19 protein-coding genes are annotated in these 20,801 nt (G+C 72.9%); 8 read left to right on the top strand and 11 right to left on the bottom strand.

Annotated elements, in window-relative coordinates; translation table 11 throughout:
• Positions 1-81 precede the first annotated feature (81 nt).
• The 6 genes from larC to ACZ7CF_RS22495 all read right to left on the bottom strand — a co-directional run bounded on the left by larC (position 82) and on the right by ACZ7CF_RS22495 (position 6,153).
• Positions 82-1,227 carry a nickel pincer cofactor biosynthesis protein LarC gene (gene larC / locus ACZ7CF_RS22520; protein ID WP_360389261.1) on the bottom strand — a complete coding sequence of 382 codons (1,146 nt, stop codon included), beginning with the start codon at positions 1,225-1,227 and terminating at the stop codon, positions 82-84.
• Positions 1,224-1,970 carry a nickel pincer cofactor biosynthesis protein LarB gene (gene larB, locus ACZ7CF_RS22515; protein WP_360389264.1) on the bottom strand — a complete coding sequence of 249 codons (747 nt, stop codon included), beginning with the start codon at positions 1,968-1,970 and terminating at the stop codon, positions 1,224-1,226. Before larB ends, larC begins: the two co-directional genes overlap by 4 nt.
• On the bottom strand, positions 1,967-3,097 hold the full coding sequence (locus ACZ7CF_RS22510) for a glycerate kinase (protein WP_360389266.1): 1,131 nt from the start codon (positions 3,095-3,097) through the stop codon (positions 1,967-1,969). Before ACZ7CF_RS22510 ends, larB begins: the two co-directional genes overlap by 4 nt.
• Positions 3,094-4,377: a nickel-dependent lactate racemase gene (larA, locus tag ACZ7CF_RS22505; RefSeq protein ID WP_360389269.1), complete on the bottom strand. Its 1,284-nt coding sequence runs from the start codon at positions 4,375-4,377 to the stop codon at positions 3,094-3,096. The genes ACZ7CF_RS22510 and larA overlap by 4 nt, the downstream gene beginning before the upstream one ends.
• On the bottom strand, positions 4,377-5,285 hold the full coding sequence (locus ACZ7CF_RS22500) for an amidohydrolase family protein (RefSeq protein ID WP_360389272.1): 909 nt from the start codon (positions 5,283-5,285) through the stop codon (positions 4,377-4,379). The genes larA and ACZ7CF_RS22500 overlap by 1 nt, the downstream gene beginning before the upstream one ends.
• Before the next feature lie 88 nt (positions 5,286-5,373).
• Positions 5,374-6,153, bottom strand: a complete 780-nt coding sequence (locus tag ACZ7CF_RS22495) for a FadR/GntR family transcriptional regulator (protein WP_470370479.1) — start codon at positions 6,151-6,153, stop codon at positions 5,374-5,376.
• A 153-nt stretch (positions 6,154-6,306) separates the two neighbouring features.
• Here ACZ7CF_RS22495 and ACZ7CF_RS22490 point away from each other — a divergent pair, with 153 nt between their 5' ends.
• From ACZ7CF_RS22490 to ACZ7CF_RS22460, 7 genes are all read left to right on the top strand, one after another.
• Entirely contained in the window at positions 6,307-7,578 is a 1,272-nt protein-coding gene (locus tag ACZ7CF_RS22490; protein ID WP_470370478.1) for an ABC transporter substrate-binding protein, read from the top strand.
• Positions 7,579-7,582: 4 nt separating this feature from the next.
• Positions 7,583-8,533: a carbohydrate ABC transporter permease gene (locus ACZ7CF_RS22485; RefSeq protein ID WP_360389282.1), complete on the top strand. Its 951-nt coding sequence runs from the start codon at positions 7,583-7,585 to the stop codon at positions 8,531-8,533.
• Positions 8,533-9,360 carry a carbohydrate ABC transporter permease gene (locus ACZ7CF_RS22480; RefSeq protein WP_360389285.1) on the top strand — a complete coding sequence of 276 codons (828 nt, stop codon included), beginning with the start codon at positions 8,533-8,535 and terminating at the stop codon, positions 9,358-9,360. The genes ACZ7CF_RS22485 and ACZ7CF_RS22480 overlap by 1 nt, the downstream gene beginning before the upstream one ends.
• Position 9,361: 1 nt before the next feature.
• A complete protein-coding gene (locus ACZ7CF_RS22475) occupies positions 9,362-10,543 on the top strand; it encodes a mandelate racemase/muconate lactonizing enzyme family protein (RefSeq protein WP_458431852.1) in 1,182 nt (393 codons plus the stop codon).
• Between the two features lie 39 nt (positions 10,544-10,582).
• Entirely contained in the window at positions 10,583-10,942 is a 360-nt protein-coding gene (locus tag ACZ7CF_RS22470; protein WP_360389291.1) for an L-rhamnose mutarotase, read from the top strand.
• A 74-nt stretch (positions 10,943-11,016) separates the two neighbouring features.
• Positions 11,017-11,967, top strand: a complete 951-nt coding sequence (locus tag ACZ7CF_RS22465) for a hypothetical protein (RefSeq protein ID WP_470370477.1) — start codon at positions 11,017-11,019, stop codon at positions 11,965-11,967.
• Positions 11,968-12,028: 61 nt separating this feature from the next.
• Complete coding sequence (locus ACZ7CF_RS22460) at positions 12,029-12,439, top strand: Calx-beta domain-containing protein (protein ID WP_360389296.1); 411 nt, start codon at positions 12,029-12,031, stop codon at positions 12,437-12,439.
• Here ACZ7CF_RS22460 and ACZ7CF_RS22455 read toward each other — a convergent pair.
• Positions 12,417-15,218 (bottom strand): AfsR/SARP family transcriptional regulator, encoded by a 2,802-nt coding sequence (locus ACZ7CF_RS22455; protein ID WP_360389299.1) that lies wholly within the window; start codon positions 15,216-15,218, stop codon positions 12,417-12,419. The genes ACZ7CF_RS22460 and ACZ7CF_RS22455 overlap by 23 nt on opposite strands.
• A 190-nt stretch (positions 15,219-15,408) precedes the next feature.
• Here ACZ7CF_RS22455 and ACZ7CF_RS22450 point away from each other — a divergent pair, with 190 nt between their 5' ends.
• Positions 15,409-16,170: a hypothetical protein gene (locus tag ACZ7CF_RS22450; protein WP_470370476.1), complete on the top strand. Its 762-nt coding sequence runs from the start codon at positions 15,409-15,411 to the stop codon at positions 16,168-16,170.
• On the opposite strand, the gene ACZ7CF_RS22445 is transcribed toward ACZ7CF_RS22450, so the two are convergent.
• The 4 genes from ACZ7CF_RS22445 to ACZ7CF_RS22430 are packed head-to-tail and all read right to left on the bottom strand — an operon-like array spanning position 16,116 to position 20,757.
• Entirely contained in the window at positions 16,116-17,837 is a 1,722-nt protein-coding gene (locus ACZ7CF_RS22445; protein WP_470370475.1) for an amylo-alpha-1,6-glucosidase, read from the bottom strand. The two genes, ACZ7CF_RS22450 and ACZ7CF_RS22445, sit on opposite strands and share 55 nt — an antisense overlap.
• Positions 17,838-17,861: 24 nt before the next feature.
• The gene (locus ACZ7CF_RS22440) at positions 17,862-18,674 is read right to left on the bottom strand and encodes a carbohydrate ABC transporter permease (protein ID WP_470370474.1); all 813 of its coding nucleotides are present in this window, start codon (positions 18,672-18,674) and stop codon (positions 17,862-17,864) included.
• On the bottom strand, positions 18,671-19,540 hold the full coding sequence (locus ACZ7CF_RS22435; RefSeq protein ID WP_470370473.1) for a carbohydrate ABC transporter permease: 870 nt from the start codon (positions 19,538-19,540) through the stop codon (positions 18,671-18,673). The genes ACZ7CF_RS22440 and ACZ7CF_RS22435 overlap by 4 nt, the downstream gene beginning before the upstream one ends.
• Before the next feature lie 2 nt (positions 19,541-19,542).
• Entirely contained in the window at positions 19,543-20,757 is a 1,215-nt protein-coding gene (locus ACZ7CF_RS22430) for a sugar ABC transporter substrate-binding protein (RefSeq protein WP_458431845.1), read from the bottom strand.
• Between the last annotated feature and the right edge of the window lie 44 nt (positions 20,758-20,801).

The following is a 20,801-nucleotide window of genomic DNA, read 5'->3' as shown; positions in this document are numbered from 1 at the left end:
GTGGTGGCGACGCAGGTGGCGGCCATCAGCACTCCTTCGGCTGGTGCGCGGGTGGGGTGGTGGCGACGCAGGTGGCGGCCATCAGCGCTCCCTCGGCTGTTCCGCGGCCAGGGCGAGCACCGTGCGCAGCGGCAGTCCCGTCTGCCTGGCCACGGCGGCGGCGTCGTCGTACTCGGGTTTGCCGTGGTGCGGGCCGTGCTTGCGGCGCACCGGCATGCCGTGCACGTGGACCACGTCGGTGGTGCGGGCGGCGGCGGTGCGGCGGACCGCGGTGCGGCGGACGCCGAGGGTGCCGGTTTCGGCGAGCATCAGCCGTTCGAGCTCGTCGGCGGTGGCCGGGGTGGCTAGGGCGTGCAGCACGTGGGCGGGGCGGCCCTTCTTCATCACCGCGGGGGTGGTCCAGCTGTCGAGGGCGCCGCGGTCGATCAGGAGGCCGACGACGTGGCCGAGGACCTCGCCGGTGACGTCGTCGAGGTTCGTCTCCAGCACGACGAGGTCGGCGGAGCTCCCCACCGGCTCGCCGAGCCGCACGACGGCGACGTTCGGCCGGTCCGGCAACACCCGGGTTCCCGCCCCGTACCCCGTGGCCACCAACCGCATCGCGGGCGCGACCCCGTAGTCCGCCGCCATCGCCCGCAGCAGTGCCGCCGCGGTCGGCGTCACGGTCTCGCCGGTCAACGCCGTACCGGTCACCACCGCCCCCTCCAGCAACGCCGCGGTCGCCGGTGCCGGGCACGGCAGGACGCCGTGGGCCGTCCGGACCGAACCGGCACCGAGCGGCAACGGTTCACAGTGGACGGTGCTGACCCCCAGGGCGTGCAGGGCGGCGGCCACACCCACGACGTCCACGAGGGTGTCGTGGCCGCCCAGCTCGTGCAGGTGCACCTCGGCGGGGTCCTCGCCGTGCAGCCGCCCCTCGACCTCGGCGATGGCCTGCACCGCGGCGACCGCCAGTGCCGCGACCGGCGCCGGCGACACCCGGCGGGCCATGGCGATCAGCTCGCCGGCCTTGCGGCTCGCCGCACCGTCCGTCACCGACACCACGGCGCGGCGCACGGCCAGGCCGTGCGTGGACGCGGCGGGAACGGTCAGGTCCCACCCGGTCAGGCCCGTCTCGGCCACGGCGGCGCGGATGGCGTCGAGTGGTGCGCCCGCGTCGACGAGGGCGGCGAGCAGCATGTCGCCGGCCAGGCCGGTGAACGGCGTGATCACGCAGATGCGGTTCACGGCGTGCTCCTGCGCAGGACCGCGGACAGGCGGAAGGCGGCCATCGCGGCGCCGAAGCCGGAGTCGATGTTCACCACGGTGATGCCGGCCGCGCAGGAGGCGTGCATCGCCAGCAGCGCGGTGATGCCCTCCAGACCGGCGCCGTAGCCGGTGGAGGTGGGCACCGCGACCACCGGGCAGGCGACCAGGCCACCGATCGCGCTCGCCAGCGCGCCCTCCATGCCCGCAACGACGATCACGGTGTCGGCGGCGCGCAGCCGGTGCTGTTCGGCCAGCAGGCGGTGCAGGCCGGCCACGCCGACGTCGGTCACCGAGGTGACGTCCAAGCCGACGGCAGCGGCGATCGCGGCGGCCTCGCGGGCCACGGGCAGGTCGGCGGTGCCGGCGGCGGCGACCACGACGGTGAACGCGGTGGGCCGGGCCGGGCGCCACGTGAGCAGGCGGGCATCGCTGTCGTAGGTGCCGTCCGGAACGGCGTCCAGCACGACGCCGGCGGTGTCGGGGGTCACGCGGGTGACGAGCACGGGGCCGTCGTTGTGCCGCAGCAGGGTCCGGACGATCGCCACGACCTGGGCCGCGGTCTTGCCGGTGCCGTAGACGACCTCCGGCACCCCCTGGCGGGCCTCGCGGCCGACGTCGACCCTGGCGAAGCCGAGGTCCACGGCCTCGCTGTCGGTGGCGGAAAAGTGCTCGTTGATCTTGAGTTGGGGGTACTTGCAGACGCCGTCGGAGGGACTGGTCATGCGGCTCCTCCCCTGGCCACGACGGACGGCAGCTCGCGGCCGACCTGCGCCAGCAGCTCCGGTGCCCGCGCCATCGCCGTCGCGACGTCGCCCGCGCGGTCGAGCAACGACCACGCCGCGCTCACCCCGGCCGCGCGCAGCTGGTCCGCGGAGAGCCGGACGTCACCGGCGACCACGACGACCGGCACGCCGTGGCGCCTGGCCGCCTCCGCCACGCCGACGGGTGCCTTGCCGCGCAGGCTCTGCTCGTCGAACCGGCCCTCGCCGACCACGACGAGCGCCGCCGTGCGCAGCGCGTCCTCCAGGCCGATCTCGCCCAGCACGAAGTCCGCGCCGGAGCTGCGCCGCGCACCGAGGGCGGCCAGCGCGGCGAACCCCGTGCCACCCGCCGCGCCCGCGCCCGGCGCACCGCTCAGGTCGCGGCCGACCTCGCGTTCCACGACGGCCGCGAACCGCTCCAGGCCCCGCTCCAGCACCTCGACGTCACGCGGTGAGGCGCCCTTCTGCGGGCCGAACACCGCGGCGGCACCGGACGGGCCGGTCAGCGGGTTGTCCACATCGGACACCAGCGTCACGCGCGCCAGCCGCAGCCGGAAGTCCAGGCCGGACAGGTCCACGTGCGCGACCCCGGTCAACGCCGCACCGCCGGGACCGACCGGCACGCCGCGCGCGTCCGTGATGCGGGCACCGAGGGCGCGCAGCAGGCCCGCTCCCCCGTCGGTGGTGGCGCTGCCGCCGACCGCCAGCACGATGTCCAGGCAGCCGTGGTCGAGTGCCGCGCGGATGAGCTCGCCGGTGCCGTGGGTGTCGGCCACCAGCGGCGCCGCCACCCCGTCCGGCAGCACGCCCAGGCCGCTCGCGAGCGCCAGCTCGACCACCGCACGCGTGCCGCGCACCGCGAACGCCGCCCGCACCGGCCGTCCGGTGGGACCGGTGACGTCGGCGTGCACCTCGCGGTACCCGGCCCGCGCCAGTGCGGCGAGCGTGCCCTCGCCGCCGTCCGCCACCGGCATCGCCACCGCCGTGCCGCCCGCGCCGACGACGCCGGAGACGACGGCGGCGCAGGCCTGCTCGGCGGTCAGGCTGCCGCGGAACTTGTCGAGGCAGACCAGCACCGTGCCGCTCATCGCCCCTCTCCCGTCACGTACGGGATGGTCTGCGGACCCTCCGGCAGCACGCACAGGCGGGCACCGGGACCGGCGGACGCCAGCGCCTCCGCGACCGTCGCGGAAATGTCCGCGGTCTGCTCCAGGTGCGCGGTGGCCAGCTCCGCGTCGGTCAGGTGTGAGGTGTGCACGACGACCCGGCAGTCGGCCTGGATGCGGGCCTGGATCTGCACCTGCCACTGGTCGGGCACGGTGACCTCGCGCGCGGAGATCTCCGCGAACAGCTCTGCCGGCGAACCGGCCGAGGCCAGCACCTCGCGGTACGAGCCGTGGTCGGGGAACCCGTCGCGGCACTCGGCTGCGCACACGATCGTGCCGCCCGGCCGCACCACCTGGTAGGCCGCCGACATGCCCTTCACCGCCTGGTAGAGGTTCTGGTCGAGCGGGAAGCCGGAGTTCGTCGTCACCACCACGTCGAACGGCCGCGGCACCGGCCGCATCGCGACCTCGCGGGCGGTGCGCACGGCCGCCGCGTGCATCTCCGGCAGATCCCCGCCGAACGCGGCGACGACCTCCTTGTCCTGGTTCAGCACCACGTCGAACCCGAACGTCACCCCGGTCGCGGCCGCGATGGCGCGCACGTCGTCGTGCACCGGGTTGCCCTCGATGACGCCCCACGTCGCCCGCGGGTGGCCGATCCGGCGCGCGTCGTGCAGCACCAGCACCGTCTCCAGCGCGGCGAGACCGGGTGCGACGAGCTTGGGCCCGCCGGAGAACCCGGCGAAGAAGTGCGGTTCGACGAACCCGGTGGTGATCCGCACGTCCGCGGCCACCCACTCGCTGTTGAGCCACACCGGGACGTCCGCGGCGAGCTTCCCCAGCCACGTCAGGCCGGTCCGGTCGCGGGCGTCGTGGTTGACGATCCGCACCGAGTCGACCACCTCGTCGCCGAACATCGCCCGCAGCTCCGCGTCCGTGTTGCCGCGGTGGGTGCCGGTCGCGACCAGCACCACGACGTCGTCGAGGTCGACCAGCCCGTCGAGCTCCGCCAGCACCGCCGGGATCATCAGGTGCCGTGGCTGCGGGCGGGTGCCGTCGCAGGCGGAGATCGCCACGGTCTGGCCGCGCCGCACCCGCTCGCGCAACGGCGGCCCCGCGACCGGCGAGCGCAACGCCCGCCGCAGCACCTGCTCCGCCGGCTCCGGCACCGGGTGGTGCCGCGGGGTCACGACGGTGGTCACCGCCGGGTCGACGCGCAGGTCCAGTCCGGTCTCCCCGTAGGCCAGCCGCACGACGTCCATCACCGCTCCCCCAGCCGGTAGACGCGGGTGGCCGTGCCGGCGAGGACGTCGGCGCGCTCGGCGGCGGACAGCCCGCACAGCAGCGCGTCGGCGGCGGACAGCACCTCCCCGTACTCGGCGGCGAGCAGGCACACCGGCCAGTCGGAGCCGACCATCAGCCGGTCCGGCCCGAACACCTCCAGCACCAGGTCGACGCACGGCCGCAGGTCCTCGACCGTCCAGTCAGGACCGGCCTCCGTCACGAGCCCGGACACCTTGGCGGTCACGTTCGGCTCGGCCGCCAGCGCCGACAGGTGGGTCGCCCACGGCTGGTACGCCCGGCGCGCGATGTCCGGTTTGGACAGGTGGTCCACCACGAACACCATGTCCGGCACCGATCTCACGGCCACCAGCGCCGCGGGCAGCTGGTGCGGGCGGGTCAGCAGGTCGTAGGCCAGCCCGGCGTCGCGCACCGCCCGCAGCCCGGTCAGCACCTCCGGCCGCAGGAGCCAGTCCGGATCGGGTTCGGACTGCACGAGGTGCCGCACGCCCACCAGCCGGTCGCCACCCGGTCCCGACCGCAGCCGGTCGAGCTGCTCGGCGACGTCGGGCGCGGTGAGGTCGACCCAGCCGACGACACCGGCGACGAGCCCGGACTCCGCTGCCAGTGCGAGGAACTCGGCCGTCTCGCCGGTGTCGGCGAGCACCTGGACCAGCACGGTGGCGTCCACCCCGGCCGGTCCGGTCACCTCCGCGAGGTCCGCGAGCCCGAAGTCGCGGCGGATCCGCGCGACCTCCGGCGCGTCGAGCCAGCCCTGCGGGCGTGCGGAGAGGTCCCACAGGTGGTGGTGGGCGTCGATCCGGCGTGGTGCGGGCGTGCCCGCCCTTCCGGCCGGCAGCTCCGCCGTGCTCCCGTCGAAGTCACCCATGGCCCAGTCGCTCCGTTCGTCGAATGCCTGTGGGAGGAGCGGCGCACGGCGGTGGCGGAACCGGTGTGCGCCAGGAGGTGCGAGAAGATCAGCGGTCCAGGCGGCCCGGCTCGCCCACGTCCGTGCGGCGCACGAGCCAGGCCTCGGTGATGTGGGTGAACATGGCCTCGGCGGCGCCTTCCGGGTCGTGCGCCGCGATGCGCTCGCAGATGCGGCGGTGTCCCCGGTTCGAGGCCGCGCACAGCTCGCTGTCGGTCCTGCCCGTGTAGCGGGCGGTGTTGAACACCTGGCTCTCCAACGACCGCACGACGCCTCTGGCAATGCGGTTGCCGGACGCGCGCATGATCGTGTCGTGGAAGACGTGGTCCTGTTCGCGGTAGGCGGTGGGGTCGTCCACCAGCCGGTCCATCAGGTCCACCAGGTCGCGCAGTGCGGTCACGGTGGCGTCGTCCGCGACCCGCGCGGCGACCAGGGCCATGTCGGACTCCAGCAGCCTGCGGGTGACCACCAGGTCGTCGAGGACCCCCAGCGTCTCGTCCTCGGCGACGACGGCGCCCAGCACGAGCTCGTCGAGCATGTTCCACATCGACGGCGGCGTGACCAGCGTGCCCGCTCCCTGGCGCACCTGGACGAGACCCTTCTCCTGCAACACCTTCACGGCCTCGCGGACCACCGTGCGGCTCACCGAGAACGTCTCGCACAGCACCGGCTCCGGCGGCAGCGACGTGCCCGGCGGGTGGTCGCCGCGCACGATCCGCTCCACGAGCTCGGTCGTGATCGCCCTGGCCAGGTTCGCCGGTCCGCGCACCCAGCCCGGGGCGGGGTGCGCGCCCACGGCCGCGCCCGGCCGCTGGCCTGATGCCGTCATCCGTTCCTCCGGTCGCGTTCCGCCGATGCGCTGGAGCGCGCTGCGGAGCGTACCCCGAATGACCCGTTGACGTAATACGTCATACGACTTACGTTCAGGCAGACCTCGTCGGGCCGGTCTCCCCCGGCCAACCGTCTCGGGAAGTGAGCAGCGATGAAGCAGCGCACACTGTGGTCGGCCGCCCTGGTGGTGGGTCTCGCGTTGACAGCGGGCTGCGGGAGCGCCTCCGGGCCGGGCACGTCCTCCGGCGGTGCGAGCGACAAGCTCGTGGTGTGGGACTGGAAGTCCGGTGACGCCAAGGCGCGCGGCTACGTCGAGAAGGCCAAGGCCGACTTCGCGAAGAAGCACCCCGGCGTGCAGGTCGAGTTCGTGGCGCAGCCGTTCGACCAGTACTACACGCTGCTCGGCGCGGCCATCCAGGCGGGCAAGGGACCGGACGTGGTCCTGTTCAACGGCGGCGGCCAGATCCGCGACCGGTCCGACGCGCTCGCCCCGCTCGACTCCTTCGTCTCCGAGGACCGCGGTCGCTTAGCGGGCTGGGACGCGTTCACCGACGAGGGCAAGGTCTACGCCGCACCGGTGACCCTGCAGGGCCACCCGATCTACTACAACAGGGACCTCTACCAGAAGGCCGGGCTCAACCCCGACTCCCCCGCGAAGACCTGGGACGACTTCGTGCGCGACTGCGGCGTCATCACCCAGAAGACCGGCGCGAAGTGCTTCGCGCTGGGCAACAAGGAGGGCATCGGAATCCAGTTCTTCCTGTCCGCCATGGGATCGGCCGTCCTGACGCCGCAGGAGTACGACGCCTGGATCGCCGGCAAGCGCGACTGGTCCTCACCGGACGTCAAGAAGGTCTTCGAGCTGTGGAAGCAGACCGGCGACAGCGGGCTGAACACCGACGGCGCCAACTCGACCGCCATGTTCAACGACGCGTTCGCCGCCTTCAACGCCGCCAAGGCCGCCAACGTCATCGGCCTGATGTCGGACGTGGGGCACTGGAAGGACTTCGCCGAGTTCCTCACCCCGGAGAAGGTCGGCGTCCGGCCCGCACCCCTGGTCAACCCGGCCGCGAAGCCGAGCCTGGCCTACGACGGCGGCATCGGCTACGCCGTCGCGAAGTGGACGAAGGACCAGGGGGTCGCCGCCGACCTCGTCCGGTCGCTGACCTCCACCGAGGCGCTGAAGGCGTTCTACCTCGACGGCGGCGCGATCGCGGCCGACACGACGATCGACACCGCAGCCGGCGGCCCCGCGGTCAAGACCATCGTCGGCGAGGTGAAGTCGGGCAAGCCCGCCCTGCACGTGGCGTTGTCGTCCAAGACGGTCGACCTCATGGGCCGGCTCTCGCAGCAGCTGCTCAGCGGCTCGGCCACGGTGGACGAGGTGCTGCAGCAGCTCGCGGCCTCCGACAAGACGGGCTGACGGCGTGACGGCACCCTCCCTCTCGCCCGCGGGCCCGGCCACCACCGGGCCCGTCCGGCCCGCTGCCCCGCCCACCCGGCGACGCCGCGGTGGCCCGCGGTCCGAGCGCCTGGCTCCCCTGGTGCTGCTGGCCCCGGCCGTCCTGGTGATCGTCGGGCTGCGGCTGTGGCCGCTGGTGCTGGGGATCAACTTCTCCTTCACCGGCGACGGCGACCGCAACGGCCAGGCCGTCGGGTTCGCCAACTACCTGGCATTGCTCGACGACCCGCTGTTCCGCACGGCGCTGCGCAACGTGGGCCTGCTCGTGCTGCTGCTGCCGGTGGCCGTGGCGGTCCCCGGGCTGCTCGCGACGTTCATCTTCCTGAAGGTGCCCGGCCACCGCGTCTACCGCGGCGTGTACTTCTTCCCCGCCGTGCTGTCCCCGGTGATCGTCGGCGCGATCTTCACGCTGCTGCTGGCGTTCGACGGCCCGGTCAACGCGCTGCTCGGCCTCGCGGGCCTCGGGCCGGTGGACTGGCTGGGCGACCCCGGCGTGGCGATCTTCGCGGTCGTCGGTGTGCACGTGTGGGCGACGTTCGGCATGGGGCTGGTGGTGTTCCTGGCCGGGTTCGCGACCCTCGACCGCTCGCTGCTCGACGCCGCCGAGGTGGACGGCGCGTCGCTGGTGCAGCGGATCCGGCACGTGGTCGTGCCCGGCCTGTCCCGCACGATCCAGTTCGTCTTCGTCACGACGATGATCGGGCTGCTGACGTCGATGTTCGGCCTGGTGTACGTGATGACGAGCGGTGGCCCGGAGGGGTCGACCTACCTGCCCGAGTACTACGTGTGGATCCAGCAGGGGCAGCTGAACCAGCCCGCGCTCGCCTCCGCGGCCTCCACGGCGCTGTTCCTGATCATGCTCGTGGTGGGGCTGGCCCAGGTCGCGGTCCTGCGGCGCACCGGGAGGGACGACTGATGACCGGTTCCCGGCTGAGCAGGTGGGTGGTCGCGGTCCCGATGGCGCTGCTCGCGCTGGCCACGGTCTACCCGCTGGTGTTCACGGCCAACGTGGCGGTGAAGACGCGGCGCGAGTACGTGCTCGACCGGTTCTCCCCCGCCGGCTCCTTCAGCCTCGACAACGTCGTCAAGGCGTGGACCAGCGTCGGGATGTCGCGCTACTTCCTCAACTCGGTGGTCGTCGTGACCTGTTCGGTCGCGCTGCTGCTGTTGCTCGGGTCGATGGCGGGCTTCGCGTTGGCCCGGCTGCGGTTCCGCGGTTCCTCCGCGCTGTTCCTGGGCGTGCTGGCGGCGTTGTTCATCCCGTTCCAGGTGATCATGGTGCCGCTGGCGCGGATCATGGCCGACACCGGGCTCGTCGACACCTACCCGGGGCTGGTGCTGGCCTACGTGGCGCAGTTCCTGCCGTTCACGATCTTCCTGCTGACGAGCTACTACTCGACCGTGCCGGCGGAGATCGTGGACGCCGCGCGGATCGACGGGAACTCCGTCTACGGCGTCTACTGGCGGATCATGCTGCCGATCGGCGCGCCCGCGCTGCTGTCGGTCGGGGTGCTCAACGCGCTCTTCTGCTGGAACGACGTGCTCATCGCGCTGCTGGTGATGCCGTCGGCCGAGCACCGCACGCTGATGGTGGGCGTGACGTCGTTGCGCGGGCAGTACTCCGACGACATCCCCACGTTCGCCTCCGGCGTGCTCATCGCCGCGGTCCCCGTCCTGCTCGTCTACCTCTTCCTGCAACGACAGATCGCCGACGGGGTCACCGCCGGGTCGACGAAGGGCTGACATGCGCATCACTGGTCTGCGGACCCTCACCACGGTCCAGGACTGGGGCCGCCCGGTCGGGGACGCCAACGGCGTCCACCCCGACGGCCTGGTCCGGGTCCCCGTCGTCGTCGTGGAGACCGACACCGGCCTGACCGGGGTCGGGCTCGGCCCGCACGTGGAGGCCGACACCGTCTTCGCCGCCATCGAGGGCGAGGACCCGCGTTCGGTCACCGCCCTCTACGACCGGATGCTGCGCCGGGTGTTCAAGGCGGGCCACGCCGGCGCGGTCTTCGGCACGATCGGCGCGGTCGACACCGCGTTGTGGGACATCAAGGCGCAGGCGGCGGGCGAACCGCTGTGGCGGCTGCTCGGGGGCCGTGACCGCCGTGTGCCCGCCTACGCCTCCGGGCTGTGCGTCGCGCTGCCCGATGACGAGCTGGTCGCGGTGTACCAGGAGTACGCGGCGCACGGGCTGCGCGCGGCGAAGCTCAAGGGCGGCCTCGACGTGGACCGCGACCGGCACCGCCTCGCCCTGGTCCGCGACGTCCTCACCGAGGCGGGCGGCGGCGCCCGGCCCAGCCTGATGCTGGACGTCAACGAGACCTGGACGCGCAAGCAGGCGGTCCGCTACGTCAGCGAGCTGGAACGCACCTTCGACCTGACCTGGGTCGAGGAACCGGTGCGGCGCTGGGACGTCGAGGGCCACGCGGCGGTCGGGCGCGGCATCCGCGCGTCGGTCGCCACCGGCGAGAACCTCACCGGACTCGAACAGCACCGCCCGCTGATCGCCGCCGGTGCCGTCGACGTCGTGCAGACCGCCGCCGTCTGGGGGATCACGCACTTCCTGCGGGTCGCCGCGCTGGCCCACGCCCACGACCTGCCGGTGAGCCCGATCGGCACGAGCCCGGTGGGGCTGCTGCACGCCGCCGCGTCCGTGCCCAACCACCTGGTGAGCGAACTGCAGGACCTCCGCCCGCCGGTGGGCGTGGAGATCGACCTGACCGTGGCGGACGGGGCGTACGTCCTGGGCGAGACCCCCGGCCTCGGGCTGCGCGTCGACGAGGAGAGGATCGCCGCGGCCGGTGACCTGCTGCCCGCTGCCCTGTCCGGTGGCCCGCACATCCGGCCCGAACGCGCCGGGCACCGCCTGCACGCGGTGGAGGTCGGGCAGGACGTGGAAAGTCCCGTGCTCAACGCGTAGAACGAAGACCCCGCCGCCCGCGAAGGAGAGCTCCCCCGCATGGAACCACAGCGCTTCGGCATGCTGATCCGGCTGCGCCCGGAGAAGCGCGAGGAGTACCTGGAGCTGCACTCGGCCGTCTGGCCCGCGGTCGAGCAGACGCTGCTCGACGCGAACATGCGCAACTTCACGATCTTCCTGCACGGCGACCTGCTGTTCGGCTACTACGAGTACGTCGGCGACGACCACGACGCCGACCAGGCCCGCATCGCGGCGGACCCGGAGACGCAACGGTGGTGGACGTTCACCGACCCGTGCCAGGAGTCGCTGGCGGAGCCGGACTCCGGGCACTGGTGGGTGCCGATGCGGGAGGTGTGGCACCTCTCCGGCCCCGGCGGACAGGCAGCGCCGGCCGGCTGACAACAGCACGACAACCGCTCCACAACAGCTCGCCGGTACTCCTTCGGTAGCAGAGCACAACCGAGGAGGACATGGTGAGAACCAAGCTGGCCGCGATGGTGGTCGCACTTCTCTCGATCGTGGGGCTCGCCGTCGTGCCGACGGCGAACGCCACACCGGCCTACCGCGACGTCTACATCCGCGACAACGGCAGCGACATCGGCAACGAACCCAGCAGCGGCAGCATCTACCACAGCCCCGACATCCGGGTCTGCTACACGCCGACGCCGTGCGCGACCTCGCAGCAGCCGATCGTGGGCGCGACCAACTACGTGTTCGTCAACCTGCGCCGCAAGCCGAACGGACTCGGCAACGTGGACGGCGCCCTGCACCTGTACCGCAGCAACCTCGGCGGCGGCACGGCGTGGCCGGGCGGCTGGACCTACATCGGCGGCGTGGGCGCGAGCGTGCCGGTCAGCGGCTCGACCGTGATGATCACCTGGCCCGGCTGGAACGTGCCCGGTCCCGCGCACTTCTGCCTGCTCGCCCGCTGGGTGTCCAGCGCCGACCCGATGACGTTCGCCGAGGGGTCCAACACGCAGCTCAACGCCCAGCGCAACAACAACATCGCGTGGCGCAACGTCGACTCGGTGCGGGTCCTCCCCGGCCGGCCGATCACCCGGCCGTACACGATCGGCAACCCGGAGGCGTTCGACACCAGGCAGGCGCTGGTGCTGGAGCAGCCGGAGCGGCAGTTCACCGGCACGGTGACGGTCGACCTCGGCCCTGACCTCGCCGCCAGGTGGAAGGCGACCGGTCAGCGGGGCACCGGTGTGCGGCAGGTCGGTGAGACGCAGTTCCAGGTCGTCGAGCCGAAGCTCGCCCGCTTCGAAGGGCTCACGCTCAAGGCGGAGGAGCGGATTCAGATCGGCGTGACCTTCGCGACCGACGTGGAGGCCGCACCGGCGGTGCTGGAGGTGCACCAGATCGACGCGCAGGGCCTCGACCTCGGTGGTGCGCAGTACCGGATCAACGACAAGGAGTGAGTATCAGCCCCGGCGGGTCCGACTCCGTTGAACGGAGACGGACCCGCCGAAGGGGTGGTCAATGAAGACGATCATGGTGTTGTTGCTCCTGTTGCTGGGAGTCGTGCCCGCACACGGAGCACCGGACTGCAACCCGCCCGACTGCCCGGTGGTGGTGGACGCGCAGGACGGGCCGGTGCACGAGAAGACGGGTCCGTACGCGGCGACGCTGGCACTGCGCTACGGCGCCACGCAGGAGAACGTCGAGGTGTCGTACCGGTTCGTGGACGGCACCGCGAAGCAGGGCGAGGACTACCGGTCCGCGCAGGGCGGAACGGTCACGATCAAGGCCGGCCAGAGCTACGCCCAGGTGCCCTACACGGTGTTGCGGGTCGGTGCCCAGCAGAAGCAGTTCACCCTGCAGATCACCGCGGTGAGACCGGGTCAGGTCGGCAAGGCGGTCGCGGTGTTCACGATCGGCGGCACGAGGTGAACAGCCTGAGCGCCTGAGCCCAGTGGCGCAGGGCCTCGGTCCACCGCCCGCACCGGCCCTCCAGGTCGGCGCACGAGCGGTGGACCGAGGCCTCCTCGAAGGCGTCCGGCGCCTGGGCGCGGGCGGTCAGCGCGGCCACGAGGTGGTCGCGGGCGGCGGCGAGGTCGCCCAGGGCGAGCGCGGTCTCGCCGAGCTGGTGCAGCGCGTAGGCCTCGCGGTGGCGGTCGCCCAGTGCCCGGCAGATCGACAACGCACCGGTCAGGTGCTCCCTCGCCACCGCCGGATCGCCGAGTGCGAGCTGCGTGACGCCGAGGTGGGTGAGCGCGTCGGCCTCGAAGCGGTGGTCGGTGACCTCGCGGCTGATCCGCAGCGCGTCCCCGAAGTAGCGCAGCGCCGGTGCCCGGTCGGCGAGCTGGTGGAAGGCGTTGCCCAGCGACATCAGGGTCGCCGCCTCCAGCCGGGAGTTCCCCTCCGCGCGGAAGGTCTCCAGCGCCGCGAACAACGGCCCGACCGCGCGGTCCGCCCGGCCCATCCGCACGCAGGTGTAGCCGAGGTTGCGCCGCGCCAGCGCCACGCCCACCGCGTCACCCGCCGCGCCGTGCACCCGCATGGCGGCCTCGTAAGACTCCAGCGCCCGGTCGAACTCGCGCAGCTCGGAGTGCGCGTTGCCGATGTTGTTGTGCAGCCGGGCCTCCCCGCGCAGGTCGCCGGCCTCCTGGACGAGCGCGAGCGCCTGCCGCTGCACCACCATGGCCTCCGCGATGCGCGAGGTCATCTGCAACGCGATCCCCAGGCCGCGCAACATCTCCGCCTCCGCCCGCCGGTCACCGAGCGCGCGGGCGGCCGCGACGGCGTGCTCGCACTGCTCCACGCGCGCCGCCCAGTTGCCGCGCGCCTCGAAGTAGCTCGTCAGCAGGTACGCCAGCTGCCAGGTCTCCCGCCGCAGACCGGCGTTCGCGGCCAGCCGGATGACGTGCAGCAGGTTGTCGCGCTCGGCGTCGAGGTGGGCCAGCACCTCGACGCGGTCGGCCGCGAACGGCAGGTCGTCGCACGGCGGGCGGGTCACGAGGTCGTGGCGCGGGTTGAGCACCGCGTTGGCCGCGTGCGCGATCGTCAGGTACCGGTCGAGCAGGCGTTCCAGCCCGTCGCCGAGGTCACCGCTCTGCCGGGCGAACAGCCGGACCAGGTCGTGCAGCGCGTACCGGCCGGCGCCGACCTCGCTGACGAGGTGCGACGCGACCAGCTCGTCGAGCCCCGGTCCCAGCGCGTCGGCGAGGTCGGCGGGGAAGCTGGCCCCCGGGTGCTCGCCGAGCACGCGGAACAGGCGGGCCGCCTGCGGGCTGAGCGTGCGGTGCGCGCTCGCGAACACCGTGCGGACGGTGCGGTCGTCGCCCTCGACCGCCAGCACGTCGAGCGGGTCGTTGCGGGTCAGCTCCCGCACCAGGTCGGCGATCCGCCTGCCGGGTCGCACCGCGAGCCGCGCCGCCGCGATCCGCAGCGCGAGCGGCAACCGTCCGCAGTGGACGGCGAGGGCCGAGGTCGCGTCGGACTCCGCGTGCACCCGCTGCGCGCCGAGGATGTCGGCGAGCAGGTCGTGCGCCTCCGGTTCGCTCAGCAGGCCGAGGCGCACCGTGTGCACGGCGTGGTGCGTGCCGAGCGCGGAGAGCGTGTCGCGGCTCGTGACCAGCAGCAGGTTGCCCTGGTCGCCGGGCACGAGCGGCAGCACGTCCCGCGCGCGGCGGACGTCGTCGAGCACGATCAGCAGCCGTTTGCCGTGGGTGAGCGTCCGGTACAGCGCGGCCGGGTCGGCGGGTGTCCGGTCAGCGGGGACACCGAGCGCGTGCAGCACCTCGGCCAGCGCCTGGGCGGGCGTGAGCCGTTGCAGGTCCAGGAACACCTGCCCGTCGGGGAACCGGTCGGCGACCCGGTGCGCCCACTCGACCGCGAAGGTGGTCTTGCCGACGCCGGCGACACCGGAGACCACGACGATCGGCGGCAGACCGGCCAGTGCGGCGAGCTCGGCGGCCCGGCCGGTGAAGTGCCCGGCACGGGCGGGCAGCTGGGCCGGTCTCGCGGTGCGCGTGACGGGTTTCGCGCTGTGCAGGGAGGGGTCGCGCCGCAGAACGGCGGTGTGCAGGGCGCTCAGCTCGGGACCGGGGTCGGCGCCGAGCTCGTCGGCGAGCCGGGATCTGAGGCGCTGGAACGCTTCGAGCGCGTCCGCGTGCCTCCCGTCCAGGTGCAGCGCCCGCATCAGCAGGCCGACGAGCCGTTCCCTGGTCGGGTGGCTCACCACCAGCCGTTCCAGCTCGCTGATCGCGTCCTGGCGGTCGAGCCGCTGCGCCCAGTGCGCCTCCAGGGCGGTGAGCCGCTGCTCGCGCAACCGGCCGATCTCCGCGCGGCCCCACCCGAACAGCTCGGTGCCGCCCAGCGGTTCGCCCCGCCACAGCGCCAGGTCCCTGGTCCGCTCGAACCGGTCGGCGTCCACGGAGGCGTCCAGCCGGTAGCCGCCGGGACCGGTGACGAGCGCGCCGGGCATCCCGCAGTCCGCGAGCGCCTGCCGCACCCGTGCGACGTGGCTGTGCAACGACCGCACGGCCGTGCGCGGCGGATCGTCCCCCCACAGCACGTCCACCAGGCGGTCGACGGAAACCGGTGTGCCGGCGCGGAGGGCGAGCACCGCCACGACGCTGCGCTGGCGGACGCCGTTCAGCTCGGCCCGGCCGAGCGGGCCGCACACCTCCACCGGCCCGAGGATCCGGACCTCGCCACGTCCGCCCACGTGCCGCACGGTAGCGGGCCGGACACCCCCGGCGGCAGCGCTGAACCGGGCAAACCGCCCGCATTCACGAATCTGCCGGTCACGTCCGCGTATGGCTCGCCCGGCCGCCCCCGTCGAATTCGACTCGAAGATCGCGGGCCGGAAGTCCTTTGCTGGCACCGTTTGCGGCCGATCTCGTAGATTGCCGGGCATGCCTTTGCGGAAAGCGATGTCCGTGGTCCTGGCCCTCCCCCTCCTGCTGGCGGGCCTGCCGTCCGCGACCGCGCACACCCGCTCGTGCGCCCGCGCGGACCTGCTGTTCTGCGAGGACTTCCAGTCCGTGCCGCTGGGCGGCGCGACCAGCCTGCGGTGGGGCGTCGACACCCGGCACGGCACGCTGACCGTGGAGAAGGCGGCCCGCGGCCAGCGGGTGCTGCACGTGCACACCGAGGCCAACGGCCGCGCGTTCCTGCGGGTCGACGACTTCTCCGCACCGGGCAACAGCTTCTACGGCCGGATGCGGCTGAAGGTGGACGCCTTCCCGAAGAAGCCCGACTGGGCGCACTACACCCTCGTCGAGGCCACCGGCCAGGGCAGCGCGGAGGTCGTGCGACCGCTGGGCGGCCAGTACGTGCCCACGTCCGGCCGCGCGCTGTGGGGCGTCGGTGCCGACGGCGGCCCTACCGGTGACTGGACGAACTGGCGGGAGTCCGCGCCCTCGCGCGAGGACGTGTGGCAGTGCGTCGAGTGGCGGATGGACGCCCCCGACAACCGCGTCGAGCTGTGGTTCGACGGCAAGCCGCAACCCGACCTGACCGTCTCGACCCGCTCGCACGGCGGCAACCCGGTGGACTTCGTGTTCCCGGCGTTCGACACGGTGAAGATCGGGTGGCAGCTCTACCAGCCCAACGACGGCGCCTACGACCTGTGGGTCGACGACATCGCACTGGGGTCGCGCCGCGTGGGCTGCTGACCGACGGCACGGCGCTCCGCGAGCAGCAGGTAGGCGGCCGCGGTCCAGGTGTAGGCGCGGTCGCGCAGCCCCTCCCCCGTCAACGCGTCGAAGTTCTCGGCGAACCCCGACTTCTCGCACGTGGCCAGGAACCGGGCGCTCACCAGGTCGGCCAGCTCCGCCGCGCCGCCGCGGCGCAGGCCGTCCTCGACGAGCACGGTGGCGGGCGCCCACACCGGTCCGCGCCAGTAGCCGTCGGGTTCGTACCAGGGCGAGTCCGGCCGTTCGGTGGCCGGCCCGACGGACGTGAGGTGCGTGGCCACCCCGGCGCAGAGGTGCTCGAACACCTCGCGCGGCAGGTGTTCGCCCAGCACGACGGGCATCAGGTCGAGCAGGCTCGCGCTGCGCCGTTTCGTGCCGCTCGCGACGCCCTGGCTCACGAAGTGGTCGCCGTGCCACAGCTCGTCGAGCAGGGACGTCAGCAGCTCGTCGGCCTGCTCGGACCAACGGGCGGAGTTCTCGCCGGTCTCGGCGGCGAGGACGGCGAGCTCCCGGCACTGCAGCACCAGGAACGCGGCCAGGTCGGGTGAGCGGACCAGGCGTTCCTCGCGGAACACCGTCGAGTTGTCCCAGCCGCTGTCGTTGCCGTGCTCGTAGTGCGGCAGGCGGCTGCCGGGTGCGCGGCGGTGGTCGAGCCAGAACGAGGTCCACGCGGACAGCTGGCGGTAGGCGGTTCCCACGTCCGGCAGCCCGCCGGGGAGGCGGTGGCGCAGCAGGGAGAGCGCCCAGCCGTGGATCGGCGGCTTGACGAAGTTGCGCAGCACCTCGGAGTGCGTGACGGAGTCGGGCAGCGCGCCCTCGGCGTCCTGGTGGTCGAACACCACCTGGAACTGCTGCCACGCGAGCTCCGGCGCGCCACCGGCCAGCGCCAGCGCGGTGAAGCAGTGGTCCCAGCTCCACACCTTGTCCATCCAGTGCTTCGACATCAGCACGGCCGGGCGACGCACGAACCCGGCCGGGCGCACGGTGGCCGACCAGAGCACGTAGGCGGCCAGCTCGGCGGCCGGGACGTGGTCGTCGCGCCACGGTGCCACGGCGTCGGCGAACCGGGTGAACTCCTCGTGCACGGCCGTCACGTCCTCGGCGAAGGTCGTGGCGGGTGAGAACGGCGCGCGGGCCGTGCCGATCTCCTCGACCAGCAGCTCCCACGGTTCCTCCGCGCTCAGCACCACCGCCCGCCGCGCCGCGCCGAGCGCCTGGTCGCCCGCCTGGTCCCACCGTCCGGACAGGACGGTCAGGCGCAGCCGGTGGCCGGTCTCGTAGGAGGTGAAGACCAGTCCACCGGCCGGGTCGGCGAAGAGGTACGTGCCGGTGAACGGGGTCAGCGCCGGTTCGGCGGCGCTGAGCTCCAGTCCGGTGCCGGTGCCCGAGATCCGCAGGACGTCCGGTGCCGAGAACACCGCGGTGACCCGGCCCTGCCCGGTGCTCCAGGTGAGGGTCGCGGGATCGGCGGTCACCTCGGCCGGCGCCGGCACGGGAACCAGGCGCAGCAACGGGTGCATGCCGTTGCGGTGCGAGACGAGGTGCACGTCGTCGGCGTAGGTGGCCAGTCCCACCACCGGGGAGAGGCCGAACCAGGCGCCGGACCGGCTGAAGGGGATCTCGCGCACGGAGAACTCGGTTGCCACGGCGTTCCTCTCGGTCCTTCGAACTCAGTCCTTCACGGCGCCGGAGGTGACCCCGGCGGCCACGTAGCGCTGGGCCAGCACGAGCAGCACGGCGGCCGGCACCGACGCGACCACGGCGGTGGCCATGATCGCGTTCCACTCCTGGTTGTTGTTGCCGATGTAGCGGTAGATGCCGAGCGTCAACGGCTGCCAGGCGCCACCGGAGTCGAGGGTCGCGGCGAACACGAAGTCCGACCACGCCCACAGGAACGCGAACAGCGCCGCGGTCACCAGGCCGTTGCGGCTCGCGGGCAGCACCACCGAGACGAACGTGCGCCACGGTCCCGCGCCGTCGATGCGGGCGGCCTGCAGCAGCTCGTCCGGCACCACCGCGATGAACGACGTCAGGACCAGCACCGCGAACGGCACCGCCACCGTCGAGTCGGCGAAGACGAGGCCCCACACCGTGTTCGTGATGCCCAGCCGCACGTAGAGCCCGTAGAAGCCGAGCGCCATGATGATCCCGGGGATCATCTGCGCGACCAGCAGCACGAACCCGAGCACGCGCCGCCCGGCCGGCCACAGCTTCGCCAGCGCGTACGCGGCCGGCGCGGCCAGCAGCAGGGTGAGCACGACGGTGCCCAGCGCGACCAGCAGGCTGGTGCCGAAGTACGGCAGCTGTTCGTGCAGCACCCGCCGGTAGCCCTCCAGCGTGGGTGAGGCCGGGAACAGGCTCGGGGGCGACTTCCGCATCTCCCCCGCCGGGGTCAGGGAAACCGCGACCATCCAGTAGACCGGGAACAGCATCACCGCGGTCAGCCCCAGACCGGCCCACGTGCGCCACGACCGGGCCCTCATCCGCGCTCCTGCACCCGCGCGTAGCAGAGCCCGGCCACCAGCGAGACGAGGATCAGCACGGTCCCCACGGCGGCGCTGGGACCGAACCGCGGCAGCGCGCCACCGAAGCCGAGCTCGTAGGACCAGGTCGCGAGCGTCGTCGACGAGCCGCTCGGCCCGCCCCTGGTCATGACCCAGATCAGGTCGAACACCTTGAGCGTGTAGACCAGCCCGAGCAGCAGCGTGATCGCGGAGACCGGCCGCAGCATGGGGAACGTGACGTGCCGGAACGTCTGCCAGCCGCTCGCACCGTCCAAAGCGGACGCTTCGTGCACCTCGGGCGGGATCGTGCGCAGGCCGCTGTAGAGCACCACGAGGTTGAACGGCACGCCGATCCAGATGTTGGCGATGGTCACCGACACCAGCGACCACGACGGGGAGGTCAGCCAGTTGACCGGGTCGAGGCCGACCGCCGCCAGTGCCGCGTTGACCAGCCCCGACTCGCTGTTGAGCAGCCACGCCCAGGTCGACGCCGACACGATCAGCGGCAGCAGCCACGGCACGAGGAACAACGCGCGCAACGTCGTCGACAGCGGGAAGTCGCGGGCGAAGAACACCGCCAGCGCCAGGCCGATCGTGTACTGGAAACCCAGCGACACGACCGTGAACAGCACCGTGTTCAGCACCGCCGTGCGGAACGCCGGGTCGGCGAACACCGCCACGTAGTTGTCGAGCCCGACGAACGGCGCGCCACCGCGGACGAACGTCCGCACGGTGTAGCCGCGCAGGCTCAGCTCCACCGTGGTGTACAGGGGGTACGCGTAGGAGATCAGCAGGTACGCGCTGAGCGGGGCCGCGAACGCCCAGGCTGCGAGCCGTGCGCGCACGGCTACTTCGCGGCGGCCGCGGTGGCCTGGGCGTCCTTCAACGCGGCCTCCGGTGTCTTGGCGCCGGTGAGCGCGGCCTGCACCGCACCCCACAGCGGTTGCGAGATGCGCGGGTAGCGGGTGCCGAGGTTGTCGCCGGTGCGCCCCTTGGCGGCGTTCACCGCGGCCACCCACACCGCCAGCTCGGGCAGGGCGGCCACCTGCTGCTCCTGCACCGACCGCACGGCGGAGACGTAGGTCAGGGCGGTGTCGGCGGCGAGCACGCGTTCCGGGCTCGTGAGGCAGGCGGCGATCTGCCCGGCCTTGGTCTCGGTGGCCTTGTCGTCCTGCACGGGCACGGTCACGAACTCGCCTCCCGTCGGCGCGGGCGCGGTGCCGCCGGTGCGACCCGGGATCGCGATGACGCCGTACTCGAAGCCGGTCTTCTTCGCGTTCTGCAGCTGCCAGGTGCCGTTCTCGGCGAAGGCGTACTCGCCGGTGGCGAACTCCTGCCAGCTGGTGGTCTGGGTGTTGCCGATGACCGAGTTGGGCGCGAAACCCTGGTCCAGCCACGACTTCCACAGCGTCAGCGCGCTGACGGCCTGGGTGGAGCCGAGGTCGGTGAGCGCGGCGCCCGAACCCCAGAACCACGGCAGGAACTGGAAGGTGCCCTCCTCGGTGCCGATCGCGGAGAACGTGATGCCCTTCTTGCCCGCCGCCTTCACCTTGGCCAGCGCGGTGGTGAGGGCCGCCCAGTCCGTGATCGCCGCGGGGTCGACACCGGCGGCGGCGAGCACGGACCTGTTGTAGTAGAGCGCCAAAGTGTTGGCACCGATGGGAACGCCGTAGGTCTGCCCGTCGAGCGCACCGGCCGACACGAGGTTGGGCGCCGCCGCGGACGCGTCGAGGCCGACCTCGGAGTTGGGCCGCAGCACGCCGCCCTCGGCGAGCGTCGACACCACGGGGTTGTCGACGACCAGGACGTGCGGCGCCGTGCGCTGCTGTGCGGCGAGCAGCACCTTGCCGGTCAGGTCGGTGGTGTCGAAGGACTGCCGCCGCACCTCGACGCCGGCCTCGGAACCGCACCGGTCGACGGTGCGCGCCCACTCGGAGCCGGCGGTGAACTGCGGGTAGGGGTCCCAGACGGAGAACACGTCCGGCGCGCCCGCGCTCGGCGCCGAGGTGCACGCGGTCACGGCCAGGCCGGCCGCGAGGAGGGTCAGGGCTGCGCGTCGCATGAGGTGGTCCTCCCTGCCGGCCCCGTCGCCGGCAATCATCGAAC

It is taken from the genome of Lentzea sp. NPDC036955 (assembly GCF_055608005.1).
Note: the sequence above shows the minus strand (reverse complement) of the source record. Positions and strands in the feature narration are given on the sequence as shown.

Coding starts and splice junctions, on each gene's coding strand:
- larB (WP_360389264.1), bottom strand. CDS start 1,970: ATGACCAGTCCCTCCGACGGCGTCTGCAAGTACCCCCAACTCAAGATC.
- ACZ7CF_RS22510 (WP_360389266.1), bottom strand. CDS start 3,097: ATGAGCGGCACGGTGCTGGTCTGCCTCGACAAGTTCCGCGGCAGCCTG.
- larA (WP_360389269.1), bottom strand. CDS start 4,377: ATGGACGTCGTGCGGCTGGCCTACGGGGAGACCGGACTGGACCTGCGC.
- ACZ7CF_RS22500 (WP_360389272.1), bottom strand. CDS start 5,285: ATGGGTGACTTCGACGGGAGCACGGCGGAGCTGCCGGCCGGAAGGGCG.
- ACZ7CF_RS22495 (WP_470370479.1), bottom strand. CDS start 6,153: ATGACGGCATCAGGCCAGCGGCCGGGCGCGGCCGTGGGCGCGCACCCC.
- ACZ7CF_RS22490 (WP_470370478.1), top strand. CDS start 6,307: ATGAAGCAGCGCACACTGTGGTCGGCCGCCCTGGTGGTGGGTCTCGCG.
- ACZ7CF_RS22480 (WP_360389285.1), top strand. CDS start 8,533: ATGACCGGTTCCCGGCTGAGCAGGTGGGTGGTCGCGGTCCCGATGGCG.
- ACZ7CF_RS22475 (WP_458431852.1), top strand. CDS start 9,362: ATGCGCATCACTGGTCTGCGGACCCTCACCACGGTCCAGGACTGGGGC.
- ACZ7CF_RS22470 (WP_360389291.1), top strand. CDS start 10,583: ATGGAACCACAGCGCTTCGGCATGCTGATCCGGCTGCGCCCGGAGAAG.
- ACZ7CF_RS22460 (WP_360389296.1), top strand. CDS start 12,029: ATGAAGACGATCATGGTGTTGTTGCTCCTGTTGCTGGGAGTCGTGCCC.
- ACZ7CF_RS22450 (WP_470370476.1), top strand. CDS start 15,409: ATGCCTTTGCGGAAAGCGATGTCCGTGGTCCTGGCCCTCCCCCTCCTG.
- ACZ7CF_RS22440 (WP_470370474.1), bottom strand. CDS start 18,674: ATGAGGGCCCGGTCGTGGCGCACGTGGGCCGGTCTGGGGCTGACCGCG.
- ACZ7CF_RS22430 (WP_458431845.1), bottom strand. CDS start 20,757: ATGCGACGCGCAGCCCTGACCCTCCTCGCGGCCGGCCTGGCCGTGACC.